We start from the raw sequence: 23555 nt of genomic DNA, 5'->3' as shown, positions 1-23555 counted from the left end.
ACCTAGGGAATATTATATGCTATCTAAAAAACTGCTATCTTTTCTTTATCCATTTTTTGCACAGCATGTATCGGTTTTACATTGGCAGTATTTTCTATTGTATAGATGCAGGAATACCAGGCTTATAGCTACAGCATAGGTTGCTATTTCGGGTAGTGGAAAACCCTCAAACTTTTCATTCAATAATAAAAAAGTTAAAGCAGACCAACTCAGCCATAAGGCGGGTTTTATCCATGGTGCAGCGGTTGTTTTAGTTGCCTGTAAAACTGCCAGAAAAGAGATAATTAAAAAGAAAACATCTAGCTGCTTCCACCAGTTAGGGACAACATCGGACTCAAATCCAATGGGCAGTAAAAACAAAAATGGCGTCGCTATACAGTGGACCAAACATAATCCGCTGGCTAATGCACCTAATGCATCTGGTTTTTTTAAAGTGATATTCATCTTTTGTTATTGCAATTGAATTGCAAAAGTAATTAAAGCGATTGTAATTGCAACTGTTTTGCATTAAATTTGTGGTATGGGAGTAGTAAGAACCACAAAAACAGTACGGTTGGTAACGCAATTTTTTGATACCTATGAGCATGCAATTGGGGTGTTGGATTTGGTAGAGAAGTTTAAGGAAGAAATGAACCGTTCTACCATTTATAGAATTTTAGACCGTCTCGAAGATGAAGGTAAAGTCCATTCATTTTTGGGTACCAATGGTTTAAAACACTATGCCAAATGCAAAGATTGTAACCATAAAGAGCATGTAGATGTACATCCACATTTTCAATGTACCAGTTGTGGCAAGGTTGAATGTGTTGCTTACGAAATAAAAATTCCGATTTTACCCAACAAAAAAGTAGAACATGCACAGTTACTACTGACCGGAGTATGTGATAATTGTAGGCATTAATCTGTATCCTTGGGTAAAGCAATACAAAATAGTGTATCCTTTTTTGTTACCGGCGGTGTTCCTACCATATAAAGTATAGTACCATTTTCAGAGGCTTGTACGGTTGCTAAAATTTCCCCAAATTCGTTGGTTATTTTACCAATTTCTTGCCCTTTATACACGGTGTCTCCGGCTTTAACATTGGCGTAAAAAATACCTTTAGCCGGTGATTTTATATAAACAGGATTTACATATTGATTTAAGCTTTTAGGCAATGGTAGGTTTGTGTTATACATCCCTAATTGGGCTAGTAAATGATATATTCCATTCTTATTTAAAGCTACTGCGTCTTCCTGCACATTACCCAATTTACCAGCTTCAAAGCTCAAGCCTACTTTACCGTCTTGTACAGCTTGTTTAAAGGCATATTTGGCAGGTTCCGTGTCTTTAATCGTGTAGGGATAAGAAACTACATTGGTAAAACCACTAGTTTCTGATAACTCTTTAGCTAGTGCAGTGGCTACGGGTTGGTCTTCATGGCGATAATAGCATACAAAAGGCATTAAATCTTCGCTAGCGTCACCACCATGGATATCTAAAAAGACATCACTTTGTGGAATGATATTTTTGGTTATATAATAAGCAATCTGTTCTGTAACGGTACCTTGTTCTTTGCCAGGAAAAGCATTGTTGAGGTTTACACCATCGTCTGGATTCTTAAAAATAGACCTACCATAAAATGCAGAGGAGCTGCTAATAGGGATTATAATTAAGTTGCCTTTCAGGTTGTATGCTTCAACCTCTTTAATGAGTTGTTGCACGGCCATTATTGGGGGATATTCATAGCCATGTACTCCTGCCAAAACGGTTAGAGTTTTACCTTTTTCTATTCCTTTAATAAGTACAATGGGTAGGTGTGTAGTATTGCCTTGATCATCAGAAAATTCTATCACCACATTTTTCCTAATTCCATTTTTACTTTTTACAAAGAAATTGGTTATACTATTTTGCGCTCTTGCTTGGGAGCTAAATCCTATGATAAAAAAAAGTAAAAGAAAGCGTAGAATAAATTTGTCCATGGGATTGTATAAGCTGTGGAAAAACAAAGCTAATGGGAATCAAAGCTTTCCTATCTTAATAAAAGATTAAATGTAACGTAACTAGGGGGGGTGTAAGGTAAGTGACTCTTAAAAAAGCCATAAACGTAGAACATTTATGGCAATTTTTCCATTTGTTTTAAAACTTGTTCAGCTTCGTATACCTTTTCATCACTTAATTTTCTATTAGTCGTAGACAAGGTATGCGCTTCTTTCATTAATTTGGCATACTGGTCTTGTAGCCTTTCTTTTTCTGTTTTCTTTTTAAATAATCCAAACATGCCAGAGAGATTATACTAAAGGAGTACCCTTTAAACGTTTTTCAATCTTTCGTTTTTTTGTTGTAATACGTTTCATTACCTCCATAAGTTTGCTGTCTTTAGTCTTTTTGTAAATTTCATTAATACCTAAAACTAATTCTTTTGCTTCTCTTGAGGCTTTTACACGGTCACTCGTTGACATGTGACTCATCGGCCTTTTTTCAAACTCTTCTGCTTTCAAAAGTAAGTCCATATTATAACGTTTAATGTTTTTTTAAAAATAATAAACAAAAATATAATTGTACTTGTCTTCTTTTTGCATTAGGATTTAATTAACAAAATTGATGCTTTTTCAATTTCAAAGGAAATAAATAATATACTTTGTATTTATTATAAATTGTCTATATCTATTTTTTTTAGAAATAAGTTAACAAAAATACATATAATATTGTTTAAGTTTATATTGAATTATTTAAACAAAAAATACTAAGAATAAAAGCGTAAAGGTTTAGAAGAGCAAAACAGAAGGAAGGAAGTGTTTTCCAGATAGAATCTTTTAGGCTAATACGCACCAGAAATCCGGAAAACATGAGTAAAGAAAGGCCGTAGCTACCTAGTAAAAGAAGAGGGGTAAAATACAAGCCTACAGCCAAAGAGATTGCTCCTAATATTTGCAGAATACCTGTAATCTTTTGATAGCTATGTAGTTCATACCGTTTAAACTCTAGTGTCATCAGCGGGGAAAACAGGCAAGAAAGACCAAAAAGTAAAAAGCTAAATGCACTAAAAAGAACAATAAATTTTAAAGTAATCAACATGAATAACAAATTATCAACCTATAAAATTAAGACATGGAATACGTAACCATTGCCATTAAGATATTTATTTTTCTCAGCATTTTTAATGTTTGGGTGATTCGTTTTCATAAATCCACGCCGTGGCGTGGTGGTGCGGCAAAATCAATGGAAGAAGAATTTGAAGCTTATGGACTTGGTAAACCCATGATGTATTTGGTAGGCGGTTTAAAATTACTTTCGGCCGTGTTACTGCTGGCTTCTATTTGGGTGCCATCCTTAATTTTTTACGGAGCACCGCCTTTAGCTGTATTAATGATTGGCGCTATAATTATGCATATAAAAGTGAACGATCCGATTAAAAAATCATTACCTGCTTTTATCTTTTTAATCCTATCTATTTTATTACTAATCTTAAAATAAAGAATACTATGAAAAATTTTACTTTGCCCATAAGATTTGGGTTAGCCACGAGTGGTTCTTTAATTGCATACTTTTTAGTATTAGCATTATTTGACCTGCATACCAATGTATTTTACAGCCTATTTAACGGTGTAATTACAGGTTTTGCAATTTATGAAGCAATTAAGTACAGAAAATTAGAAGAAGGTAAGGCCTTTAATTACCGAAAAGGTTTTGAAACTGGGGTAATTACTGGTTTTATGGCGACTCTTATTTTTACGTTATTTTTTACGGTTTATGCTACAGAAATCAATCCAGATTTTTTAGCGGCACTATCTAAGGAGTGGTTCAGAAATTTAAATTTTAAGGGTATTGTATCCTTCACAGTAGCTATCATGGGTTTCGCAACTACGTTGGTTCTGACTTTAGCTTTTATGCAATTGTTTAAAGTGCCAAATAGTAGCAAGAAGAGCATATTAAAGGTGGTTACGGAATCCTAAGAAAGACTCTTATTGGATATTGGTAAGGTGTTGCAGTATAATAAGAACTTTGACTGTCTTCAGTACCTAAATCTAAATTAGTAGAATAAAAAAAGCAAGCTCCATTTTGTAGCTTGCTTTTTTTTGTGACCGCGGCAGGATTCAAACCTGCAACCTTCTGAGCCGTAATCAGATGCGCTATTCAGTTGCGCCACGCGGCCTTATTTAAGGGGTGCAAATATATTTCTTTTTACCTTTACTGCAAAAATAGAGCGCAAAAAAAATGGATTTTAAATCATTTATTCGTGATGTGGCAGATTTCCCTAAGGAGGGAATCGTCTTTAAGGATATTACTCCATTATTAAAAGACCCTAGCGTACTAAATAAAGCAGCTGATACATTATCTTCTTTTTTAGAAGGTGAGCAAGTGGATAAAGTGATAGGAGTAGACAGTCGCGGATTTATTTTTGCGCCGATGTTGGCTTCTAAACTAGGAGCAGGTTTTGTTCCTGTGCGTAAAAAAGGAAAGCTACCGTATCATACCAAATCAGCTAGTTACGATTTGGAATACGGTACCGATACTTTAGAAATACATGTAGATGCTATTAAAAAGGGAGAAAAAGTGTTAATCCATGACGATGTATTAGCTACCGGAGGCACAGCGGCAGCGGTGTGTGAATTGGTGCAAAGCCTTGGAGGAGAAATTATTCAGTGCAACTTTTTAATTCATTTGGCATTCTTAAATGGCGAAGATAAATTAGGTGATGTGCCAGTTAGAGCGCTGATGACCTATTAGTCTAACGCACGTGTAGTTATAAAATAGCGATACCCTATAATGGCTAATTGTAATTTGCTAGCCTTAGTTAAATCTAGTCTTTTTTTAGAATAGGAGGGGAGCAACACTTTATTGAGCTTGGCTAAAAATTTGTACATCAGGTTATTTAGTTGGTTAGGTTGCAAGATAAAATCTTATTTAGGAATACATTCTTTTACAGGTTACAAAAAAGGATGATTTAGAAGCTATTTTCAAAAATGTAACTATAACTTGGGAATAGCTGCCTACTAATCTATGCAACTATTTACTCTAAAATATTTTAATAACTAATGAAGCTAAAAAGTGCTTTGAGATGCTCTTATATTTAAAATAGTAGCATAGAGACCTACCAAACTCACAAAGGAAATATGACTGTCTTCTAAGGTATTTCCTAGTTCTATTTTGTACGTATATTTCCACTGTTTCCAAGAATAAGTTGGTTTAATGGTAAGTATAATTTGATTATTTGAGTTGTACAGTATGTACGTTAGTGCAAAAAAGCCCTTAGATTTTAATGTGTAATGACCAATATCTTTAAGGTTTAGTTTAATGCTGTTCCAGCTAGATTTTAAGCTGCCTACCATGTCATGGTTTCTTCTTATCCATGTAGTGCTACTAAAAATACTTTTACGTTCCATGTTAAGCACGTTATTCTCCCAAGTTATAGTAGCGCCCATAGAAAAAGAACTTTTAAATGCTAAAACGCCTATTTCTTTTTTATTTAGCGTAAGTGTATGTTTTAGATTGCTATGTGTTATTTGTAAAACCCTCATAATTTTAAAGTTTTAAGGTAAATAAAAGCCCGGAAATACCGGGCTTTCTAAATATAGTATGGATGGTGTTTAGTCCTTTTTTTGCATCATGGTTTTGGCCAAGTCTGCTCCAATAAGTGACTCTAGTAAATTGCCGTTGTTGCTTTTGGCTTGACTACCTTCAATATAAATCTCGGGTAGGTTTAAGCTTTTTAATTGCCCAGCAACGCCAACAGCTGTTTTGTATTCCCATTCTGCCCTTTCTTGTGGTGTTAAACCTGCACTAACAAGTTTTGCGTTTTGATACGATTCTGCATCTGCAGCAACCTTTTTGCTTTGTGCTTTAAATTTCTCCACCTCAAATTGTTTTTTCTCCTTTATAAGATTGAATTCGGCCACCTTAGCTTCAGTTTCTGCAGCTATAGTTTTTTGTATTTGTTCTTTTTCTAAACGTGCGCGCTCCGCTGCTTTTTCTGCTTCACCACGTGCTTTTTCTTTCTGCGCACGGTAAAACTCGCGCTCTGCCTGCTGCTTTTCTAATTGTGTCTGGGCTACCTCTTCTTTTTGTAGCTGTAAGCGTTTGTCAAAAGTAGCTTCCCAATCTATCTCTGTTACTACGGCTTGTACTACGGTTAAGCCGTAAGCCTTTAAAGAATTGCCTTTTTCTCTTACAGGAGCTCCGTCTTTAAATTTAATTCTAAAGCGCTTTTGTTTACTCTCTTTATTTACTACCGTACGTACGGTAGACGAATCTCCTATAATTTCTTTGTTCTGATTGGTAACATACTCTTCTAAAACATACATTCCGTTTTCCAATTGATCTTTAAAATAGCGGTCAAAATCTGACGCTTGTCCAGAAATATAGTCTTGTGCATCCATTAACTTACAGGTATTTTTAATACTCTGGTCAATGTTAGGGATAATTCTAGAACGTATTAAATTGCGCTCCGTTTTATTTCTATCGGCTACGGATAAGAATTGCTTTTCATCCTCTGTGTTTATACTAATAACAACAGAAGTTGCAATACGTGCTTTTACGGCATCACTAAACGCCCAGTACTTAGCTTTGTCCACATTGGCATATTCACTTTGCTCTCCCAAATCTCCTTCTCCATTGGGGATTACGTATTTAATAGGTAGCTCAAACTGTATGGGTATTAATCTACCCCACATTTTGCTGTTTATGCCCTGTCTAAACACAGCTTTCTGGCCACCCCAAGGGTATTGCACGGCGTAAGCTGTGCCAGGTTCTGCGTAGAAAAAAGCACCAGTTACAATGCTTAATATTAAACCAATTAAAACTATTTGCAGACTTCTTTTGATGGTAAACCAATTCAGAGCAGCAACGTTTTTAAATAGTGCTTTGGCTAATAAGGTTCCTAAACCAAAGACAATAACGAGTATTCCTAAGAATGTTAGCATAGGTTCATAATTTTAAGGTTGATAAAAGTTTTTTTGATTTCTGGTTAGGAAATCGGTTGGTTTTGTAAGCAGCTTTTAAATGAGTCCTCCGAAAATGGTAAGTACTACTGTTACAATTAATTTTACAATGGTTATCATGTTGATTGTTTTTTGATGGTTATAAACTCCTGTTTTGTTGATTGAGTTTTCAATATAAAATGAGTTTTGTCATAGTTGCAAACAAATTGAAGTTAAATAGTGAAATTGACTGCATAATTGAAAGATAAAAAACAAAATATGTTTCAATATTTATGTGACCTCCTTAGATGTCCTTATGTTTTGTAATAAAAATGAGGGTATTCACTATTGAATAATAGGTTTTGTAGGGGTTTTTAGCTGTTTTTTTAGAAATGCAAGGGCAATTTCATTGTAAAATGAGGCAAAATGAGGTATTTCATTTAACCGCATAAAAAAACCGACCCTGAAAAGGTCGGCTAAAAAAGATAGTTTTTTAATTGATGAATGTGACTAATTTTTCTTTTTAGTGGTTATTTCTATAACACCGTGTTGAGCTTTTTCGCCATATTTTTCAACTGCTTTTTCGCCTTTTAATACATTTACACTTTTAATTAAATCTGGAGAAAGTTTATCTATTTGTTTTTTGGTTGCTACTTTACCATCTATGTAATACAATGGTTCTTCTTGATCTTGTAGAGTGCTTTCTTTCTCTGAAACAGAGGTAATCTCATTTATTGTAGTGGAAATGGACTTGCCATTTTCTTTGGTAATTTCTTTTTTGTGAATGGTGATGTCCTTGTGTTTACCAATCTCTTCTAGACCGTCTAAAGCAGTTTTTTCTTTTTGGGATAAATTAGATTCGGTAACTAGAAAACGTTTGTTGTTGGGGGTTGAGTGTTGTTTTAAATAAGTAATTTTTTTATAATCACCATTGGTTTCTTCTACTTTGACCTCGTTTATTTCTGTATCTTGGTCAATGGATTCGGTAATATGCAGGGTTTTGATAAATTGCTCTTCTAGCTTGCCGATTTTGCTGAGCGAATCTCTAGAAATCTCTTCACCATCTAACACTATTTTTTCTACACCGTTAGTATTTATGAGTTCTATAAGTTTAGAATTTTTATCTTTAAGTATTGGGGTTGTATTTCTGTGTTGACCAGCTTCTGGTATAGAGTTGCTATCTTCCTGTAGGATTTCAATATATGCGGTTTCATTATTTTCAAATGATATAGAAATTTTAAAGGGAGCAATAGTGCTTTCGTTTTTTGTTTGTTGATATACGCCTTTGCTTCCGTTGTTGTTATCATAAGCTATTTTTAACGAGGTAATTTCTCCGTTTGAATTTCGCTTAAGTTGTTTGTATTCTAAAATTACACCTTGTTCTACTAAAAAATTAGCATCACTCTCTAAAACTTCATCCGTACTATTTTTATCAATAGTGATGGTGATATTGTCAATTTTTACGTGGTCAATGGTGTCATTAACTACATTTTGTGGTGTGTTTTTGTAGGTATAAATTGTTTTGGTTTCTACATTGAAAGCTAGTAAGAATAGTGCCAAGGCGGGTAAAAGAAATAAAACTTTTAATTGGTGCTTTTTCTTGGATGATTTTTGTTGTAACATGTGTATTCTGTTTTTGATTAATGAATTAAAAAATTGATGTGTTATTGCAGTAGGGCTGTATCCTAAAGATTCCCTTAGCATTAAATATTGATAGTCTTTTGGGTTATGGATTTTAGCAACGGCATAGGCGTCTGCTGCAAATTCTAAATTTTGCCGAATTACGTGCTGATATAACCAAATAAGAGGATTGAACCAAAAAAGTGTACAGCAAAGTTGTATGACGAGTAAATCCCAAGTATGCAATTGTTTAGCGTGCGCTTTTTCGTGCATTAATATGCTTTGTAGCTCCTCTGGAGTGTAAGTTTTAGGAGTGTAAAATATATTGTAGAAAAAAGAAAAGGGAGCTATAATTTCTTTGCTCTCGTATAAGTTGTAGTGCGCTTCGGTAATTAATTGGCATTGCTGTTTTAATTGTTTTATTCGTAATAATTGTAACAGTAAACGACCGGTAAAAAAGAGTACGCCAATCAGGTAAATTAATCTGAGCAATAAAGACAAATCTAGGAGTGCTGTATTTTGAGAATCTCCCGTATTAATTTGTTTGTAATTAACACTTTCTGTGTAAGGTACAATTACCGTGATAATCTTAGTGTAATTAAGTATTGGGAGTACTAGAGCTAAAGCTAAACCAATTAATAAATACAATCTGTTCGTCTGGAAAAATGTTTCTTTTCGTAAAAACAGTACGTAGCTTAAAAGTAATATTCCTAGAATACCACTCATTTTTAAAAGATAAATTGGTAAGTGGTGTTCCATTATTTTTTTTGTTCAATTAGAGCGATAATTTCTTTTAATTCGGCTACGGAAATCTTTTTTTCCTTAGCAAAATGCGAGACCAAACCTGTGTAAGAATTATCAAAATAAGAAAGTAGCGCATTGTTTACATACTGTTTACGGTATACTTCTTTTTCTATTTTAGGAAAATAACGGTGCGTGTTTCCAAAAGCCTCATAAGAAACATATCCTTTGTCTTGTAAATTTCTGATGATGGTAGAAAGTGTATTATAATGAGGTTTAGGTGCTGGTATGGCTTCAAGAACTTCTTTTACAAAAGCCTTTTTTAGCTTCCATAGTACCATCATTATTTCTTCTTCTTTGTTGGTTAATTTTTCCATAAGCCTGTTTACGTTAACACGAATATAAACTAAAAAAATAGTTAATCAACTATAATTATAGTTATTTAACTAAAAATATAGTCTATTGCATAGCTAAGGATTTTTAATTCTTGGGTTATCTTTACTGCCTAAAACCATTAACTATGACAGACCTTTTATTTATAATCCTAGGATTAGTATTGCTAATTGTAGGTGGTAATTGGTTATTAAAAGCAGCAGTAGCCCTTTCTTTAAGATTAGCCATACCTAAAATTGTTGTTGGGATGACTGTGGTTTCTTTTGCAACTTCTGCACCAGAATTAATTGTAAGTATTAAGGCAGCTTTAGACGGTTTTCCAGATTTGGCCTTAGGTAATGTTGTAGGGTCTAACATTGCTAATTTGGGCTTGGTGCTTGGGGTAACGGTTTTGTTGGGTAGCATAGATGTAAAGAAGAGTTTTTATACAACAGATTGGCCAGTGATGATGTTGGCAAGTATATTATTCTTTGTATTTATTTATTTTGATGGAGTACTGGAGCAGTATGAGGGTGTTTTGATGGTAGCCTTTTTATTTGTGTTTTTGGTGTATTTATTGCGTTTTCAGAAACCTGCAGTGGAAGATGAAATGCCAGAGGATGATGAGTTACTACCCTTGTATAAAATAGTGTTGTTTCTAGGCTTAGGAGGTGTTGCGCTTTGGGGTGGGTCAGAATTATTAATTAATGGAGCAGTGGGTATGGCGTCCGCTTTTGGGGTTAGTGATCGTGTAATTGGTATAACGGTAGTTTCTGTAGGGACTAGTATTCCAGAATTGGCAGCTTCTATTATAGCAGTAATTAAGAAAGAAAAAGCTATTTCTTTAGGTAACCTTATAGGCTCTAACATATTTAATTTGTTGGCTGTGTTAGGGATTACTAGCATCATTACGCCTATTAGGGTAATGGATCAAGGATTACTTTCTAGTGATATATTTTGGATGCTCGGCATCTCTTTTATGGTATTGCCATTGGTATTTATTCCAAAAGGATTGCGTTTAGGTTGGCGAGATGGAATAGTACTACTAGGGTTGTATATTTTCTTTGTGTACACCACGGTAACCTAAAATAGACTTAACGTTCTTAATCTTGAGCTTTTCTTTTGTTTAAATAGAGATAGTGTTAAGTTTATATGTGTTGATTTGTTTAGGGACTTTTAAAACACTTAAATCAACACTTTATGAAAACCAATGTTTTTGCATCGCTAATGGTGATGTCCCTTTTATCTTTAGCTTCTTGTGACTACGTAGATGATTTTACTGGTGGTCCAGCAGAGGAGCCAAAGGCAGAACAACCCTTAGTTATTGCGCACCGTGGCGCACAATCAGTATTTCCAGAACATACCTTAGAGGCTTACGCCAAAGGTGTGGAGCTAGGAGCAGATTATATTGAACCAGATTTGGTTTTAACTAAAGATGGGGTTTTAGTAGCACGCCATGAACCTATGCTTTCTGGTACTACTAATGTTGCAGAATTGCCAGAATTTGCTGATAGAAAAACCACTAAGAACGTAGACGGTAAAGAAGTTACAGATTGGTTTGCTTCGGATTTTACTTTAGAAGAAATAAAGCAACTAAGAGCAGTGCAAGTTTGGCCAAACAGACCGCACGATTATGACGGTAAATTTCAAATACCAACCTTTTCAGAAATCATCGCGCTAGCAAAATCTAAAACAACAGCGAGTGGAAATAAAGTAGGAATTTATCCTGAGATTAAGCATCCTTATTTTCACAATCAATTGGGCTTTGCTATGGAAGATGCTCTGTTACAAGAGTTGGATAAGGCGGGGTGGAATCATTATGATGCACCTGTGTTTGTACAGTGTTTTGAGGTAGCTCCTTTACAATACATCAATACCAAATCTACCGTAAAACTAGTACAATTAATTTCTACCTATGATGTTAATGCAGACGGTTCTTTAGTATTTGATGTGCCTGCGGGCGACTTTATTAGCTATGCTGCTCCTTATGATTTTTATGTAGATGGGGATAGCCGTACTTATGAGTATTTTTCTACAGAAGAAGGGATGTTATTTACGGCTAGCTATGCAGATGGCATAGGGCCATGGAAGCCATTCATCATTTCTTTTACCAAAGATGCTAATGGTAATGTGGATAAAGTATTGCCACCGTCAGATTTTATAGACTTGGCACACAAATATGGGTTAAAGGTACATCCATATACGTTTAGAAATGAGGACGAAAAGTGGAGTGGTGGCAATCCAGAAGCGGAATATCATTTATTTTTTGATGCTGGCGTAGACGGCGTTTTTACGGATTATACAGACGATGCTGTTAGGGCATTAGAAAGCTGGAAAAAGTAATTCTTAAACAGAGTGCATAAAAAAACGCCCTTACAGTAATGTAAGGGCATTTTTAATAAATAATCAACAACTAATTTTTATACGTCTGCAGACTTTACAGTCTTAACGATTCTTGCAGCAACCTTATATGGGTCAGCATTAGAAGCAGGTCTTCTGTCTTCTAACCAGCCTTTCCAACCTTTTTCTACGGTCATAATTGGAATACGGATAGAAGCACCACGGTCAGATACTCCGTAGCTAAAATCTTTAATAGAAGCAGTTTCGTGCTTACCAGTTAAACGCTGGTCGTTAAATTCACCATAAACCTCAATATGTTCTTTGGTTACAGGTCTAAATGCTTCACAAATTTTTTCGTATGTTTCTTTAGAACCACAAGTTCTTAAAGTGGTGTTAGAGAAGTTAGCGTGCATACCAGAACCATTCCAGTCACCTTTTATAGGTTTAGGGTGGTACTCAATGTAATATCCGTAACTTTCTGTAAGTCTTTGTAGTAAATAACGAGCTACCCAAATTTCATCACCTGCTTTTTTAGCGCCTTTAGCGAATAATTGGAACTCCCATTGACCAGCAGCTACCTCTTGGTTAATACCTTCAAATTGTAAACCAGCATCCAAACATAAGTCAGCATGCTCTTCTACTAATTCTCTACCCCAAGTGTTTCTACCACCAACAGAGCAGTAGTAAAGACCTTGTGGTCCAGGGTAACCACCAACTGGGAAACCTAATGGTAACTGTGTAGCAGTATCCATGATAAAGTATTCTTGCTCAAAACCGAACCAGAAATCGTCATCAGCATCATCAATAGTTGCTCTAGAATTAGATTCGTGTGGTGTTCCGTCAGGATTTAATACTTCTGTCATTACTAAGTATCCGTTTCTTCTTGCTGGATCAGGGTAAATAGCAACTGGTTTTAATAAACAGTCAGAAGAACCACCTTCTGCTTGTTTGGTAGAAGAACCGTCAAAAGACCATGTTGGGCAATCTTCTAGTTTGCCACTAAAGTCTTCTTCAATTCTAGTTTTACTTCTAATGTTAGCGGTTGGTTCATAACCGTCTAACCAAAGGTACTCTAACTTTGCCTTGCTCATAATTTTGGTCGTTATAACTTTATAAATTCAAGTACACAAATTTATAATTTAAAATGAACCTTGGGTAATTTTAAAGGGTAAAAAGGGTGTATCTTTGTTAAAATTATGAAGCACCCCCTTGCACAAGGGGGTTTGTTATGTAATCTTAAAAAAACACCCATCATTTTAAAGAAAATGTAAATTTTGGGATATATAATTATAAAATTCTAGTTACGAATGAGATTTGAGGCGATAACAGAAAGCAACAAACGGAAGCCATTTGTTATATCTGAAACAGATAAGCGTTCGGCCCTTTTTGCGAAGCATGTTTTTAATGATGAAAAGATGTTGCAATTCTTAACAGAGGATGCGTACCAAAAAGTACAAGCAGCTATTTTTTCTGGTAGTAAGATTGATAGAAAGGTGGCAGACCAAGTTGCTGAGGGGATGAAAGCTTGGGCGCTAAGTATGGGCGCAACACATTATACACACTGGTTTCAACCCTTAACTGGGGCAACAGCAGAAAAACATGACGCTTTTTTTGATTTAAGAAGTGATGGTAAGGCCATGGAAAAATTTGGTGGTAGCCAACTAGTACAGCAAGAACCAGATGCTAGTAGTTTTCCTAGCGGCGGAATTCGCAACACGTTCGAAGCTCGTGGATATACGGCATGGGACCCTACATCTCCTGCTTTTATTTATAAAACTACGCTATGTATTCCCACTATTTTTGTGGCTTACACGGGAGAGGCTTTAGATAATAAAGCGCCGTTATTAAGAGCATTGCATGCGGTGGATGAGGCTGCTACCTCCGTAGCGCAATATTTTGATAAAAATGTAAAGAAGGTTTATGCTACGCTAGGTTGGGAGCAAGAATACTTTTTGGTAGACAAGGCTTTGGCACAATCAAGACCAGACATTCTAATGACGGGTAGAACGCTTGTTGGGAGTTCTGCAGCTAAGGGGCAGCAACTAGATGACCATTATTTTGGAGTGATACCAAGTAGGGTGTTAGCTTTTATGAGCGAGCTAGAAAAGGAGAGCATGCTTTTAGGTATTCCAGTTAAAACAAGACATAATGAAGTTGCACCTAACCAGTTTGAAGTTGCTCCTGTTTTTGAAGAAGCGAATCTTTCTGTAGACCATAACTTATTGCTAATGGATATTATGGATGAGATTGCAGACAAGCATAATTTTAAAGTTCTGTTCCATGAAAAGCCTTTTGCAGGGATTAATGGTTCTGGTAAGCACAACAACTGGTCTCTTAGTACAGATACGGGCGTAAATTTGTTGAGTCCGGGGACTACCCCAATGAAAAATCTACAATTCCTCACCTTTTTTGTAAATACAATTAAGGCAGTAGATAATTATGAAGAGTTATTGCGCTCTTCCATTGCTTCTGCAAGTAATGACCATAGATTGGGTTCTAATGAAGCGCCGCCAGCTATAATTTCTATTTTTATAGGCCAACAATTGGCAGATGTGTTGGATGAACTAGAAGGTGTTTCTAAAGGAAAACTATCGCCTCAAGAGAAAACCGAGTTAAAGCTTAACGTGGTAGGCAAAATTCCAGAAATTTTGTTAGATAATACGGATAGGAATAGAACATCGCCATTTGCATTTACAGGAAATAAGTTTGAAATGCGTGGGGTAGGAGCCAAAATGAACTGCGGCAAACCTATGACTATTTTAAACACCATTATGGCGCAGCAGCTTAAGGAGTTTAAAAAAGAGGTAGATACTTTAATAGATAAGAAAAAACTTAAAAAAGACGAGGCGGTTTTTAATGTGTTAAGAGAATACATTAAGACCTCTAAGCGTATTCGCTTTGATGGTGATGGTTACAGCTTTAACTGGCAAGAAGAAGCCCGTTTACGTAAATTAAGCAACAACAAGAATACCCCAGAAGCTTTACAGATTTTAACTTCAAAAGAAAGCGAAGAATTATTTGCCAACACACAAGTAATGAGCGCTACAGAATTAAAAGCACACCAAGAAGTTGAGCTGGGTAATTATGTGCACCACATACAAATAGAAGGTAGAATATTTAAAGAATTGGTGTATACCTACATCTTCCCAGCCGCGGTTAAATATCAAAATCTGCTTTTACAAAATGTTGCAGGTTTAAAAGAGGTGTATGGTGCAGCTCATAAAACTATTACGGAGCCCCAACTAAACATAGTGGAGCAAATGGGAGAGCACATGGTGCAAGCCAAAAAGTTGGTAGATAATATGACAGAAGCTATGGAACGTGCAGATAATATGGCAACCGTAGCCAAAAAAGCAAAGGCTTATTGTGATACTATTGTTCCTTATTTTAAAGAGGTACGTTCACATTTAGATGCTTTAGAAAAAATAGTATCGGATGAGTATTGGCCTTTGACCAAATATCGAGAACTCCTTTTTATCAAATAACAAATTTAAAAGGGCTATTCTTACTTTTGTACAAACACTAAGGAATGGCCCTTTCTCTTTCAGATATTCGCGCAGCACAAAAGCGTATTTCTCCCTACATTGTTAAGACCCCGGTTTTGACCTCTACCCTGTTGAATACTTGGTTAGGGCATGAGGTTTATTTTAAATGCGAAAATTTTCAAAAAGTAGGCGCATTTAAAGCTCGTGGTGGTGTAAACACGGTTGGTTGGCTAATAGAAAATGGGATAAAGCCTAAAAAAATTATCGCTAATAGTTCTGGAAATCATGCACAAGCTGTGGCTTTTGCAGGCAAACAATTTGGGATACCGGTAACTATTTATATGCCAGAATATTCCAGTGATGTAAAAATTAAAGCGACAAAATCCTACGGTGCAGAGGTAGTTTTGAGTAAAGACCGTAATGTCACGGATAGTTTAGTTAAAGAGGCCTCTAAAGAAGAGGGAACTTACTGGATTCCACCATTTAATCACGAGCAAGTTATTTGTGGTCAAGGTACTGCAGTTTTAGAAGGGTTAGAAGAAATAGAAGGCATTACAGCAGTTTTTACACCTTGTGGTGGCGGTGGCTTAGCTTCAGGCAGTTTAATTGCTGCTAAAGGATTCAAAGAAACAATTAAAGCAATAGGTGTAGAGCCTTTAAACGCCAATGATGCGGCAGAATCGTTACGTAAAAATAGTATACAAAAACTACAAGGAGTACCCAATACCTTAGCAGATGGTGCTATGACCCTTTCTGTAGGAGACATCACCTTTGAGTATTTAAAGCAACTAGATGCTTTTTATGAAATAGCAGAGGAATCTATAGTTTACTGGACTCAATGGTTAACTCATTTATTAAAAATTAGGCTAGAGCCAACATGTGCAATGCCTATGGAGGCAGTTTTACAGTGGTTAAGAACACAAAAAAAACCTCAAAAAGTAATGGTTGTTATCACAGGTGGTAACATGGACCAGAAGACCAGTGCTAAAATATGGGCTAAGGATTATTTAACAGAGGTGCCTAAACTCTAAAGGGAATCTGTATTTTTGCCAAAATTCCATTTTTATGTCCTCAGAGAACAGTAAAAGATATGCGCAAAGAGGCGTTTCTGCCGCTAAAGAAGATGTGCACAACGCTATCAAGAATATAGATAAAGGTCTTTTTCCTAAGGCTTTCTGTAAAATAGTGCCAGATTACTTAACGGGTAGTGAGGACCATTGTTTGGTGATGCATGCAGATGGTGCTGGTACCAAATCTTCTTTAGCATATATGTATTGGAAAGAGACTGGAGACGTAAGTGTATGGAAGGGGATTGCGCAAGACGCGCTGATTATGAATGTGGACGATTTAATTTGTGTTGGAGCTACAGATAATATTATGTTGTCTTCTACCATAGGGCGTAATAAGAATTTAATTCCTGGAGAGGTTATTGCTGCCATCATCAATGGGACAGAAGAATTGATAGCGGACTTAAAAACGCACGGTATAACCATCCATTCCACAGGTGGTGAAACTGCAGATGTGGGCGATTTAGTACGTACTATAATAGTGGATTCTACAGTGACTGCCCGTGTTGCCCGTAAAAAAGTGATAGATAACGCCAATATTAAACCAGGGAATGTAATCGTTGGTTTAGCTTCTTTTGGAAAAGCCAGTTATGAAAAAGAATACAACGGCGGAATGGGTAGTAATGGATTAACTTCTGCACGCCACGATGTATTTGCTAACTATTTAGCAACCAAATATCCAGAGAGTTTTGACGCTGCTGTGCCGGCAGAATTAGTGTATTCTGGAAACAAAAAATTAACGGACGTTGTGGAGGATGCTCCGCTAGATGCTGGTAAATTAGTATTGTCCCCAACCCGTACTTATGCGCCCATAGTAAAGGCAATTTTAGAAAAGTACAATGCTGAACAGATTAATGGAATGGTGCATTGCAGTGGAGGTGCACAGACAAAAATTCTACACTTTGTAGAAGAGGTACATGTTATAAAAGACAATCTTTTCCCAGTTCCACCATTATTTAAATTGATACAGGAGCAATCGGGTACAGATTGGAAAGAGATGTACCAAGTGTTTAATTGTGGTCACCGCTTAGAATTGTATGTTGATGAAGCAGTAGCAGAAGATATCATCGCAATTTCTAAATCGTTTCATGTGGATGCGCAAATCATAGGTAGGGTAGAAGCTGCAGAAACCAAAAAATTGACAATACAAAGTGAATATGGAAACTTCACGTATAACTAATACGAATTTTTCTTTTTAAACGTTAGCAAATTAACCTTACAACTCAACGCTATGGAAAGAAAACAATTTTTAAAAAGTATTGGAGCAGGAGCGGCATTTGCCTTACTATTTCCTTGTGTAAATGGTTGTTCTAGTGATGCAGAAGACTTGGAAACCTTTGAGGTAACAGACGGCGTGGACTTTACCTTAGATTTAAATAGTGAGCAAGCGGCGCCTTTGGCAGAAAATGGCGGCTATATTTCTATAAAATCCAGCCCAGAACTTAAATATCTAGATATAGTTGTAGCACGTAATTTAGAGGGGCAACTCATTGCAGCTAGTAAAATTTGTAGTCACCAACAAACGGAGGGTATTTATTTTTCTGACACTGATGATGGTGTTTTTATTTGTAGTACACACAATTCTAAATTTGCTCAGGACGGTACTTCATTAAATTTAAATACGACTAGTAATCCACTCAAGATTTTTAATACTGAATTACAAGGCAGCATACTGCGTGTTTTTGAATAAGCTGCGTATGAAGTTCTTTTTAGTTCCCTCTTTACTTTTCATGTCCTTCATGGTTTCTGCTCAGAATTGGGTAACTAATTTTGAAGAAGCTAAGACACTTGCTAAAAATCAAGACAAAACTATTCTGCTAGTTTTTTCTGGTTCTGATTGGTGTGCACCGTGTATTAAATTAGACCGAAATGTTTGGAAAACCAAAGAATTTCAGCGATTTGCAGAAAAGCACTTTGTGCTGTACAAAGCAGACTTTCCAAGAAAGAAAAAAAATAAGTTACCTGAGCAAATTTTAAGTACTAATAAGACGCTCGCTGCACAGTATAATGTAAAAGGATACTTTCCGCTAGTGGTGTTGTTAAATGCAAATGGCACGGTTTTGGCAGAAACTGGCTACCGACAAGAAAAAGCAAAGGTTTATATATCGCATTTAAAAACATTATTAAATAAGTGAAGCAATATTTGTCCATAGTATGTTTTATGTTAGTAAGTGCTCTTTTTGCCCAAGAGCAAACTATTACTGTAAGAAAGGTGGTCAAATTGATGGGAACCCGTTTTGAGATTACGGTTGTTGCGGAGGACCAAGATATAGGTGATATTTACATTAATGAAGCGATTGCAGAAATACAACGTTTAGAACAACTTATTTCTTCTTGGAATCCAGATTCAGAGACCTCCAAAATAAACAAATACGCTGGAATTAAGCCGGTTGCGGTAAGTCCTGAATTATTTCAATTAATTGAGCGTAGTATTAAACTTTCAGAAATTACCTCTGGAGCGTTTGACATTTCTTATGCATCTCTTGATGAGGTATGGAAGTTTGACGGTAGTATGGATTACAAACCTACAGAACAGCAAATTAAAACCTCCATAGCTAAGATAGGATATCAAAATATTCATCTTAATAAAGAAAAACAAACCGTATTCTTGACCAAAAAAGGCATGCGTATTGGGTTTGGAGCTGTGGGTAAAGGATTTGCAGCAGATAAGGTGAAAGAATTAATGGTGAGTAAGGGGGTCGTTGGGGGTATTATTAATGCTGCGGGAGATTTAACCACATGGGGAGCACAAGCCTCTGGAGACAGTTGGGTGGTAGGTATCACTAATCCATTAAATACAGAGAAAGTCTTTTCATGGATACCAATAGTGGAATCTTCGGTTGCTACATCTGGTAATTATGAGAAATTCGTAAGTATCAATAATGAAAAATACTCACATATTATAGACCCAAGGACCGGGTATCCGGCTAAAGGGATAAATAGCGTAAGCGTATTTGCGAAAAAAGCAGAACTTTGTGATGCATTAGCTACAGCGGTTTTTATAATGGGTAAGGACAGTGGAATGCATCTAATTAATCAAATTGACGGTGTTGAGGTTGTAGTTGTAGATGCTGCCAATAGGGTTCATAAGAGCTCTGGAATCTTGATGGACGTAAAGCAAATACCATGAAAAGAATAACACCTTTAGTATTACTATTAGTTTTGCTTAACTCCTGTGTGGTGGTTAAAGAGTACGAAAAAGTGTATCTTAATGATGATGAGATGCAACTGGGCTTAAAAAGCACTGAACGATTTGAAACTACCTTTCAGGTGTATAGAGAAGGAGCTGCTGGTGCAAACGGAGGTAAAACAGGCGGAGGATGCGGCTGTAATTAAAGGATTATCAGTATCTAGGCATACAATACAATAATTCATTTTGGTGAAATTTATCCATAACCTCCGGAAGGGGTTTGCTTTAAATTTTTTTAGAATTTCTTTGGAAGATTTTTAATAGTCTCATGAGCTTGGGTGATGCCTGTTGATAGAAATTTAAATAAAACTAAGGTTGAAATTATTGCCGTATCTTTCCAGTAAAATAGACCTTTTGAGACCTAGATACATTTACGAACTAAGCTTAGTGTTATTCTTGTGTTCGTTGTCCACTTTAAGTCAACAATCAAATACTGCATATCAAAAAAGAGTTTTAGAGCAAGCGGAGTTAGAAACGCTTTTTAGTTATTACGCACAAGATGGCTCCAATGCTGCGGTTACGGGTGGTGAAGGTACAGAAGAATTAACAGACGCTACGAGTACCATTGTTTTAAGAATGCCACTTAATGAAGATGATATACTCACCTTAGATGCTGGCATATCTGCCTATACTTCTGCGTCTTCTAGTAATGTAGATCCATTTGACTCTAGGTCTGCCGGTAATGCCTTCCAAGCTTCCTCTGGTGCTTCTAGAAGAGACGTTCTGGCGTATTTTAATCCAGCTTATGTCCACAGTTCTAAAGACAGAAATAAGATATGGTCTGCCAACGCTTACGTCTCTAACGAATATGATTATTTTTCTTTTGGTTTTGGAGGGGAATACACTTATTTGTTTAATGAAAAAAACACGGAATTCTCCTTTAATGGTCAAGTGTATTTAGATAAATGGAATCCACAATACCCAGTGGAGTTACGGCCAGGTTATAGCAATGGAATTATAGGTTATGATCCAATGTTTAACGCTTTCCAAAACAATTATCGGAATTCATACAGTTTGGGATTGGGATTTTCCCAAATAGTATCATCCAAGTTACAATTAAGATTAGGTACAGAGATAATCTATCAAGACGGATTACTGAGTACGCCTTTTCAACGGGTATACTTTGCAGACAGAGCGGATTTTTTTCAAGAAGAATTTCAACTAGCGGATAATGTGGAACAATTACCAAATTCTCGTATAAAAATTCCGGTTTCTGCTCGGCTAAATTACTATTGGAATGATTATGTGGTACTACGGTCTTTTTATCGCTTTTATTATGACGATTGGGGTATACGCTCTAATACTTTTCAATTAGAAGCGCCTGTGAAACTTGGAGAACAATTTACGCTATATCCAAATTACCGTTATTACCAACAATCAGCTGCAGATTATTTTTATGCCAAAGATGTAGCCCTATCTACATATCAATATTACACCTCAGATTATGATTTGTCCACGTATACGGCGCATCAATACGGTTTTGGAGTGCAGTATAAAGACATTTTTACTAAATCTAGATTTTTGTTATTTGGCTTAAAAGCATTGAATTTACGCCTTGCTTACTACCAAAGGAGTAACGGATTAAACGCAACAATTGTTACGCTAGGAGCTTCTTTTGTAGTAGATTCAAATTAAGGTTAGCACTAGGAATAGATAGAATTTGTTGTAAATTCGTAGCCCTAAGGAAGATTGAACATGCTTGACAAATTGAACATAGTAAAGCAACGCTTTGATGAGATTGCTGACCTAATTATACAGCCCGATGTTATAGCGGATCAAAAGCGCTATGTAAAGCTAAATAAGGAATATAAAGACCTTAAAGAGCTGGTAGATAGGAGGGAAACCTATATTGAGCTTACCAATAATATAAGTGAAGCAGAAGAAATATTAGCAGATGGTAGTGATGCGGAGATGGTAGAAATGGCCAAAATGCAGTTAGAAGAGGCCAAATCTGCTATGCCGAAGTTAGAAGAAGAAATAAAATTCTTGCTAATACCAAAAGACCCAGAAGACGAAAAAGATGTGGTGATGGAAATCCGAGCCGGAACAGGAGGGGATGAAGCTAGTATTTTTGCAGGAGACTTGTACCGAATGTATGCTAAATACTGTGAAAGTAAAGGTTGGCGTACTAACATCATAGATTTAAATGAGGGTACAGCTGGTGGCTATAAAGAAATCCATTTTGAAGTTAGCGGTGCAGATGTATATGGTACGTTAAAATTTGAAGCTGGAGTACACCGTGTACAACGTGTTCCACAAACCGAAACACAGGGTAGAGTGCATACCAGTGCAGCAACGGTCATGGTGATACCAGAAGCAGAGGAGTTTGATGTACAAATAGACCCAAAAGACGTTAGGATAGATTATTTCTGTTCTTCTGGTCCTGGAGGGCAGTCTGTAAACACCACGTATTCGGCTGTACGTTTAACTCATTTACCAACCGGTTTAGTAGCACAGTGTCAAGATGAAAAATCACAACACAAAAACAAAGACAAGGCCTTTAAGGTACTTAGAGCGCGTCTGTACGATTTAGAATTGGCTAAAAAACAAGCAGAAGATGCGGCTAAACGTAACTCTCAGGTAAGTAGTGGAGACCGTTCTGCAAAGATTAGAACGTATAATTATCCGCAAGGTAGGGTTACCGATCATAGAATTGGTCTTACGTTGTACGATTTACAGAACATCATAAATGGCGATATACAAAAGATTATAGATGAGTTGATGTTGGTAAATAATACCGAGAAACTAAAAGAAGCATCAGAGATTTTCTAGACTCATGGAGATTCAAAAACTAGTAGCGCAAATTAAGCGTAAAAAGTCTTTTTTATGTGTTGGCCTAGATACGGATTTAGAAAAGATTCCTCCGCACTTATTACAAGAAGAAGACCCAATTTTTAGTTTTAATAAGGCGATTATAGATGCCACACATGAATTTTGTGTAGCCTATAAACCCAATATCGCGTTTTATGAAGCCTATGGTTTAGAAGGGTGGAAGTCCTTAGAGAAAACTATGGCGTATTTAAACGATAAATATCCAGAACAGTTTACCATCGCAGATGCTAAAAGAGGAGATATTGGGAATACTTCTACCCGGTACGCAAAGGCTTTTTTTGAAACGTTGAATTTTGACGCTATCACAGTTGCACCATATATGGGTAGAGATTCAGTAGAGCCTTTTACTGCTTTTGAGAATAAGCATACCATAGTTTTAGCTTTAACCTCTAACGAAGGAGCGTATGATTTTCAAACAAAAATCGTAGAGGGAACAGAATTATACAAAACAGTATTGCGTACAACGACCACATATACTAATGCAGACCGTTTAATGTATGTTGTCGGGGCCACTAAAGCGAGCTACTTAAAAGAAATTAGAGCAATTGTGCCCAATAGTTTTCTGCTTGTACCAGGAGTAGGAGCACAAGGTGGAAGTTTGGAAGAAGTATGCCAATATGGGATGACCCAAGAGATAGGTCTTTTGGTTAACTCTTCTAGAGGTATAATCTATGCTTCTGATAGCACGGATTTTGCAAGCGCAGCTGGTGCTAAAGCCAAGGCGTTGCAGCAGGCTATGGAAGCACAGCTCAAAATGTATTTATAACGATTCTATTATCTTTTTAAAGCTTTCTGCCTTAGACATAAAAAACTCAGCGAGTCTAGCATCTATGTCTTTTAAATTCGCTTTTTCTAAGAATAATTGATACCTTAATTGTAAGGCATCTAGAGTAGTTGGGTCGTTGTTAATGGGTGTCACAGCACCCACTTTACAATATTGACTTTTCATAACGTGTAATTTTATAGCAAATATACGATGCATGCATAGTATTGGATGTTTTCAAAATGCTG

Annotated in this window: 27 protein-coding genes and 1 tRNA gene; 16 read left to right on the top strand and 12 right to left on the bottom strand. The window is 36.2% G+C overall.

Annotation, left to right across the window (positions count from 1 at the left end):
* Positions 1–45: 45 nt before the first annotated feature.
* A complete protein-coding gene (locus FBT53_RS11590) occupies positions 46–444 on the bottom strand; it encodes a MerC domain-containing protein (protein ID WP_136951351.1) in 399 nt (132 codons plus the stop codon).
* Between the two features lie 76 nt (positions 445–520).
* Here FBT53_RS11590 and FBT53_RS11585 point away from each other — a divergent pair, with 76 nt between their 5' ends.
* Entirely contained in the window at positions 521–901 is a 381-nt protein-coding gene (locus tag FBT53_RS11585) for a Fur family transcriptional regulator (protein WP_136951350.1), read from the top strand.
* Here FBT53_RS11585 and FBT53_RS11580 read toward each other — a convergent pair.
* From FBT53_RS11580 to FBT53_RS11570, 3 genes are all read right to left on the bottom strand, one after another.
* Entirely contained in the window at positions 898–1959 is a 1062-nt protein-coding gene (locus FBT53_RS11580; protein WP_136951349.1) for a succinylglutamate desuccinylase/aspartoacylase family protein, read from the bottom strand. The two genes, FBT53_RS11585 and FBT53_RS11580, sit on opposite strands and share 4 nt — an antisense overlap.
* 134 nt (positions 1960–2093) lie before the next feature.
* Positions 2094–2258: a Lacal_2735 family protein gene (locus FBT53_RS11575; RefSeq protein WP_136951348.1), complete on the bottom strand. Its 165-nt coding sequence runs from the start codon at positions 2256–2258 to the stop codon at positions 2094–2096.
* A gap of 10 nt (positions 2259–2268) precedes the next feature.
* The gene (locus FBT53_RS11570; RefSeq protein ID WP_136951347.1) at positions 2269–2490 is read right to left on the bottom strand and encodes a hypothetical protein; all 222 of its coding nucleotides are present in this window, start codon (positions 2488–2490) and stop codon (positions 2269–2271) included.
* 598 nt (positions 2491–3088) lie between these two features.
* Here FBT53_RS11570 and FBT53_RS11560 point away from each other — a divergent pair.
* Both FBT53_RS11560 and FBT53_RS11555 read left to right on the top strand, forming a co-directional pair.
* Positions 3089–3454, top strand: coding sequence for a DoxX family protein (locus FBT53_RS11560; protein ID WP_136951345.1), 366 nt, complete (start codon positions 3089–3091; stop codon positions 3452–3454).
* A gap of 8 nt (positions 3455–3462) precedes the next feature.
* Positions 3463–3933: a DUF4199 domain-containing protein gene (locus tag FBT53_RS11555; RefSeq protein ID WP_136951344.1), complete on the top strand. Its 471-nt coding sequence runs from the start codon at positions 3463–3465 to the stop codon at positions 3931–3933.
* Positions 3934–4059: 126 nt separating this feature from the next.
* Here FBT53_RS11555 and FBT53_RS11550 read toward each other — a convergent pair.
* A tRNA-Arg gene (locus FBT53_RS11550) sits at positions 4060–4133 on the bottom strand.
* A gap of 62 nt (positions 4134–4195) precedes the next feature.
* Here FBT53_RS11550 and FBT53_RS11545 point away from each other — a divergent pair.
* A complete protein-coding gene (locus FBT53_RS11545; protein ID WP_136951343.1) occupies positions 4196–4708 on the top strand; it encodes an adenine phosphoribosyltransferase in 513 nt (170 codons plus the stop codon).
* On the opposite strand, the gene FBT53_RS16305 is transcribed toward FBT53_RS11545, so the two are convergent.
* From FBT53_RS16305 to FBT53_RS11520, 5 genes are all read right to left on the bottom strand, one after another.
* Positions 4705–4845 (bottom strand): SsrA-binding protein, encoded by a 141-nt coding sequence (locus FBT53_RS16305; RefSeq protein ID WP_136951342.1) that lies wholly within the window; start codon positions 4843–4845, stop codon positions 4705–4707. The genes FBT53_RS11545 and FBT53_RS16305 overlap by 4 nt on opposite strands.
* Before the next feature lie 177 nt (positions 4846–5022).
* The gene (locus FBT53_RS11535; protein WP_136951341.1) at positions 5023–5499 is read right to left on the bottom strand and encodes a hypothetical protein; all 477 of its coding nucleotides are present in this window, start codon (positions 5497–5499) and stop codon (positions 5023–5025) included.
* 69 nt (positions 5500–5568) lie between these two features.
* Positions 5569–6900 carry an SPFH domain-containing protein gene (locus FBT53_RS11530; protein ID WP_136951340.1) on the bottom strand — a complete coding sequence of 444 codons (1332 nt, stop codon included), beginning with the start codon at positions 6898–6900 and terminating at the stop codon, positions 5569–5571.
* Between the two features lie 507 nt (positions 6901–7407).
* Complete coding sequence (locus FBT53_RS11525) at positions 7408–9276, bottom strand: M56 family metallopeptidase (protein WP_136951339.1); 1869 nt, start codon at positions 9274–9276, stop codon at positions 7408–7410.
* On the bottom strand, positions 9276–9635 hold the full coding sequence (locus FBT53_RS11520; protein ID WP_136951338.1) for a BlaI/MecI/CopY family transcriptional regulator: 360 nt from the start codon (positions 9633–9635) through the stop codon (positions 9276–9278). Before FBT53_RS11520 ends, FBT53_RS11525 begins: the two co-directional genes overlap by 1 nt.
* 143 nt (positions 9636–9778) lie before the next feature.
* On the opposite strand from FBT53_RS11520, the gene FBT53_RS11515 reads away from it, so the two are divergent.
* Together FBT53_RS11515 and FBT53_RS11510 are read left to right on the top strand one after the other, a co-directional pair.
* On the top strand, positions 9779–10717 hold the full coding sequence (locus FBT53_RS11515) for a calcium/sodium antiporter (protein ID WP_136951337.1): 939 nt from the start codon (positions 9779–9781) through the stop codon (positions 10715–10717).
* Positions 10718–10830: 113 nt separating this feature from the next.
* Entirely contained in the window at positions 10831–11973 is a 1143-nt protein-coding gene (locus tag FBT53_RS11510; protein WP_136951336.1) for a glycerophosphodiester phosphodiesterase, read from the top strand.
* A gap of 77 nt (positions 11974–12050) precedes the next feature.
* Here the strand turns inward: FBT53_RS11510 and FBT53_RS11505 are convergent, their stop codons facing one another.
* A complete protein-coding gene (locus FBT53_RS11505) occupies positions 12051–13061 on the bottom strand; it encodes a glutamine synthetase beta-grasp domain-containing protein (protein WP_136951335.1) in 1011 nt (336 codons plus the stop codon).
* Between the two features lie 216 nt (positions 13062–13277).
* Here FBT53_RS11505 and FBT53_RS11500 point away from each other — a divergent pair, with 216 nt between their 5' ends.
* From FBT53_RS11500 to pyrF, 10 genes are all read left to right on the top strand, one after another.
* A complete protein-coding gene (locus FBT53_RS11500; RefSeq protein WP_136951334.1) occupies positions 13278–15455 on the top strand; it encodes a glutamine synthetase III in 2178 nt (725 codons plus the stop codon).
* 44 nt (positions 15456–15499) lie between these two features.
* The gene (locus FBT53_RS11495; protein WP_136951333.1) at positions 15500–16486 is read left to right on the top strand and encodes a serine/threonine dehydratase; all 987 of its coding nucleotides are present in this window, start codon (positions 15500–15502) and stop codon (positions 16484–16486) included.
* Between the two features lie 34 nt (positions 16487–16520).
* A complete protein-coding gene (locus FBT53_RS11490) occupies positions 16521–17702 on the top strand; it encodes an AIR synthase related protein (protein ID WP_136951332.1) in 1182 nt (393 codons plus the stop codon).
* A gap of 51 nt (positions 17703–17753) precedes the next feature.
* Entirely contained in the window at positions 17754–18212 is a 459-nt protein-coding gene (locus FBT53_RS11485) for a Rieske 2Fe-2S domain-containing protein (RefSeq protein ID WP_136951331.1), read from the top strand.
* Positions 18213–18219: 7 nt separating this feature from the next.
* Positions 18220–18657, top strand: a complete 438-nt coding sequence (locus FBT53_RS11480) for a thioredoxin family protein (protein ID WP_136951330.1) — start codon at positions 18220–18222, stop codon at positions 18655–18657.
* Positions 18654–19652, top strand: a complete 999-nt coding sequence (locus FBT53_RS11475) for an FAD:protein FMN transferase (protein ID WP_240729823.1) — start codon at positions 18654–18656, stop codon at positions 19650–19652. The genes FBT53_RS11480 and FBT53_RS11475 overlap by 4 nt, the downstream gene beginning before the upstream one ends.
* Positions 19649–19858 (top strand): DUF4266 domain-containing protein, encoded by a 210-nt coding sequence (locus FBT53_RS11470; RefSeq protein WP_136951329.1) that lies wholly within the window; start codon positions 19649–19651, stop codon positions 19856–19858. The genes FBT53_RS11475 and FBT53_RS11470 overlap by 4 nt, the downstream gene beginning before the upstream one ends.
* A gap of 208 nt (positions 19859–20066) precedes the next feature.
* Entirely contained in the window at positions 20067–21347 is a 1281-nt protein-coding gene (locus tag FBT53_RS11465; RefSeq protein ID WP_240729822.1) for a DUF3570 domain-containing protein, read from the top strand.
* A gap of 60 nt (positions 21348–21407) precedes the next feature.
* Entirely contained in the window at positions 21408–22484 is a 1077-nt protein-coding gene (gene prfA / locus FBT53_RS11460) for a peptide chain release factor 1 (protein ID WP_136951328.1), read from the top strand.
* Positions 22485–22488: 4 nt separating this feature from the next.
* On the top strand, positions 22489–23310 hold the full coding sequence (gene pyrF, locus FBT53_RS11455; RefSeq protein ID WP_136951327.1) for an orotidine-5'-phosphate decarboxylase: 822 nt from the start codon (positions 22489–22491) through the stop codon (positions 23308–23310).
* On the opposite strand, the gene FBT53_RS11450 is transcribed toward pyrF, so the two are convergent.
* On the bottom strand, positions 23305–23493 hold the full coding sequence (locus tag FBT53_RS11450; RefSeq protein ID WP_136951326.1) for a hypothetical protein: 189 nt from the start codon (positions 23491–23493) through the stop codon (positions 23305–23307). The genes pyrF and FBT53_RS11450 overlap by 6 nt on opposite strands.
* Positions 23494–23555: the final 62 nt, after the last annotated feature.

Source organism: Flavobacterium sp. ASW18X (genome assembly GCF_005144745.1).
Classification (GTDB): Bacteria; Bacteroidota; Bacteroidia; order Flavobacteriales; family Flavobacteriaceae; genus Croceivirga.
The sequence above is the reverse complement of the archived record's forward strand: the minus strand, read 5'-3'. Positions and strand labels throughout refer to the sequence as shown.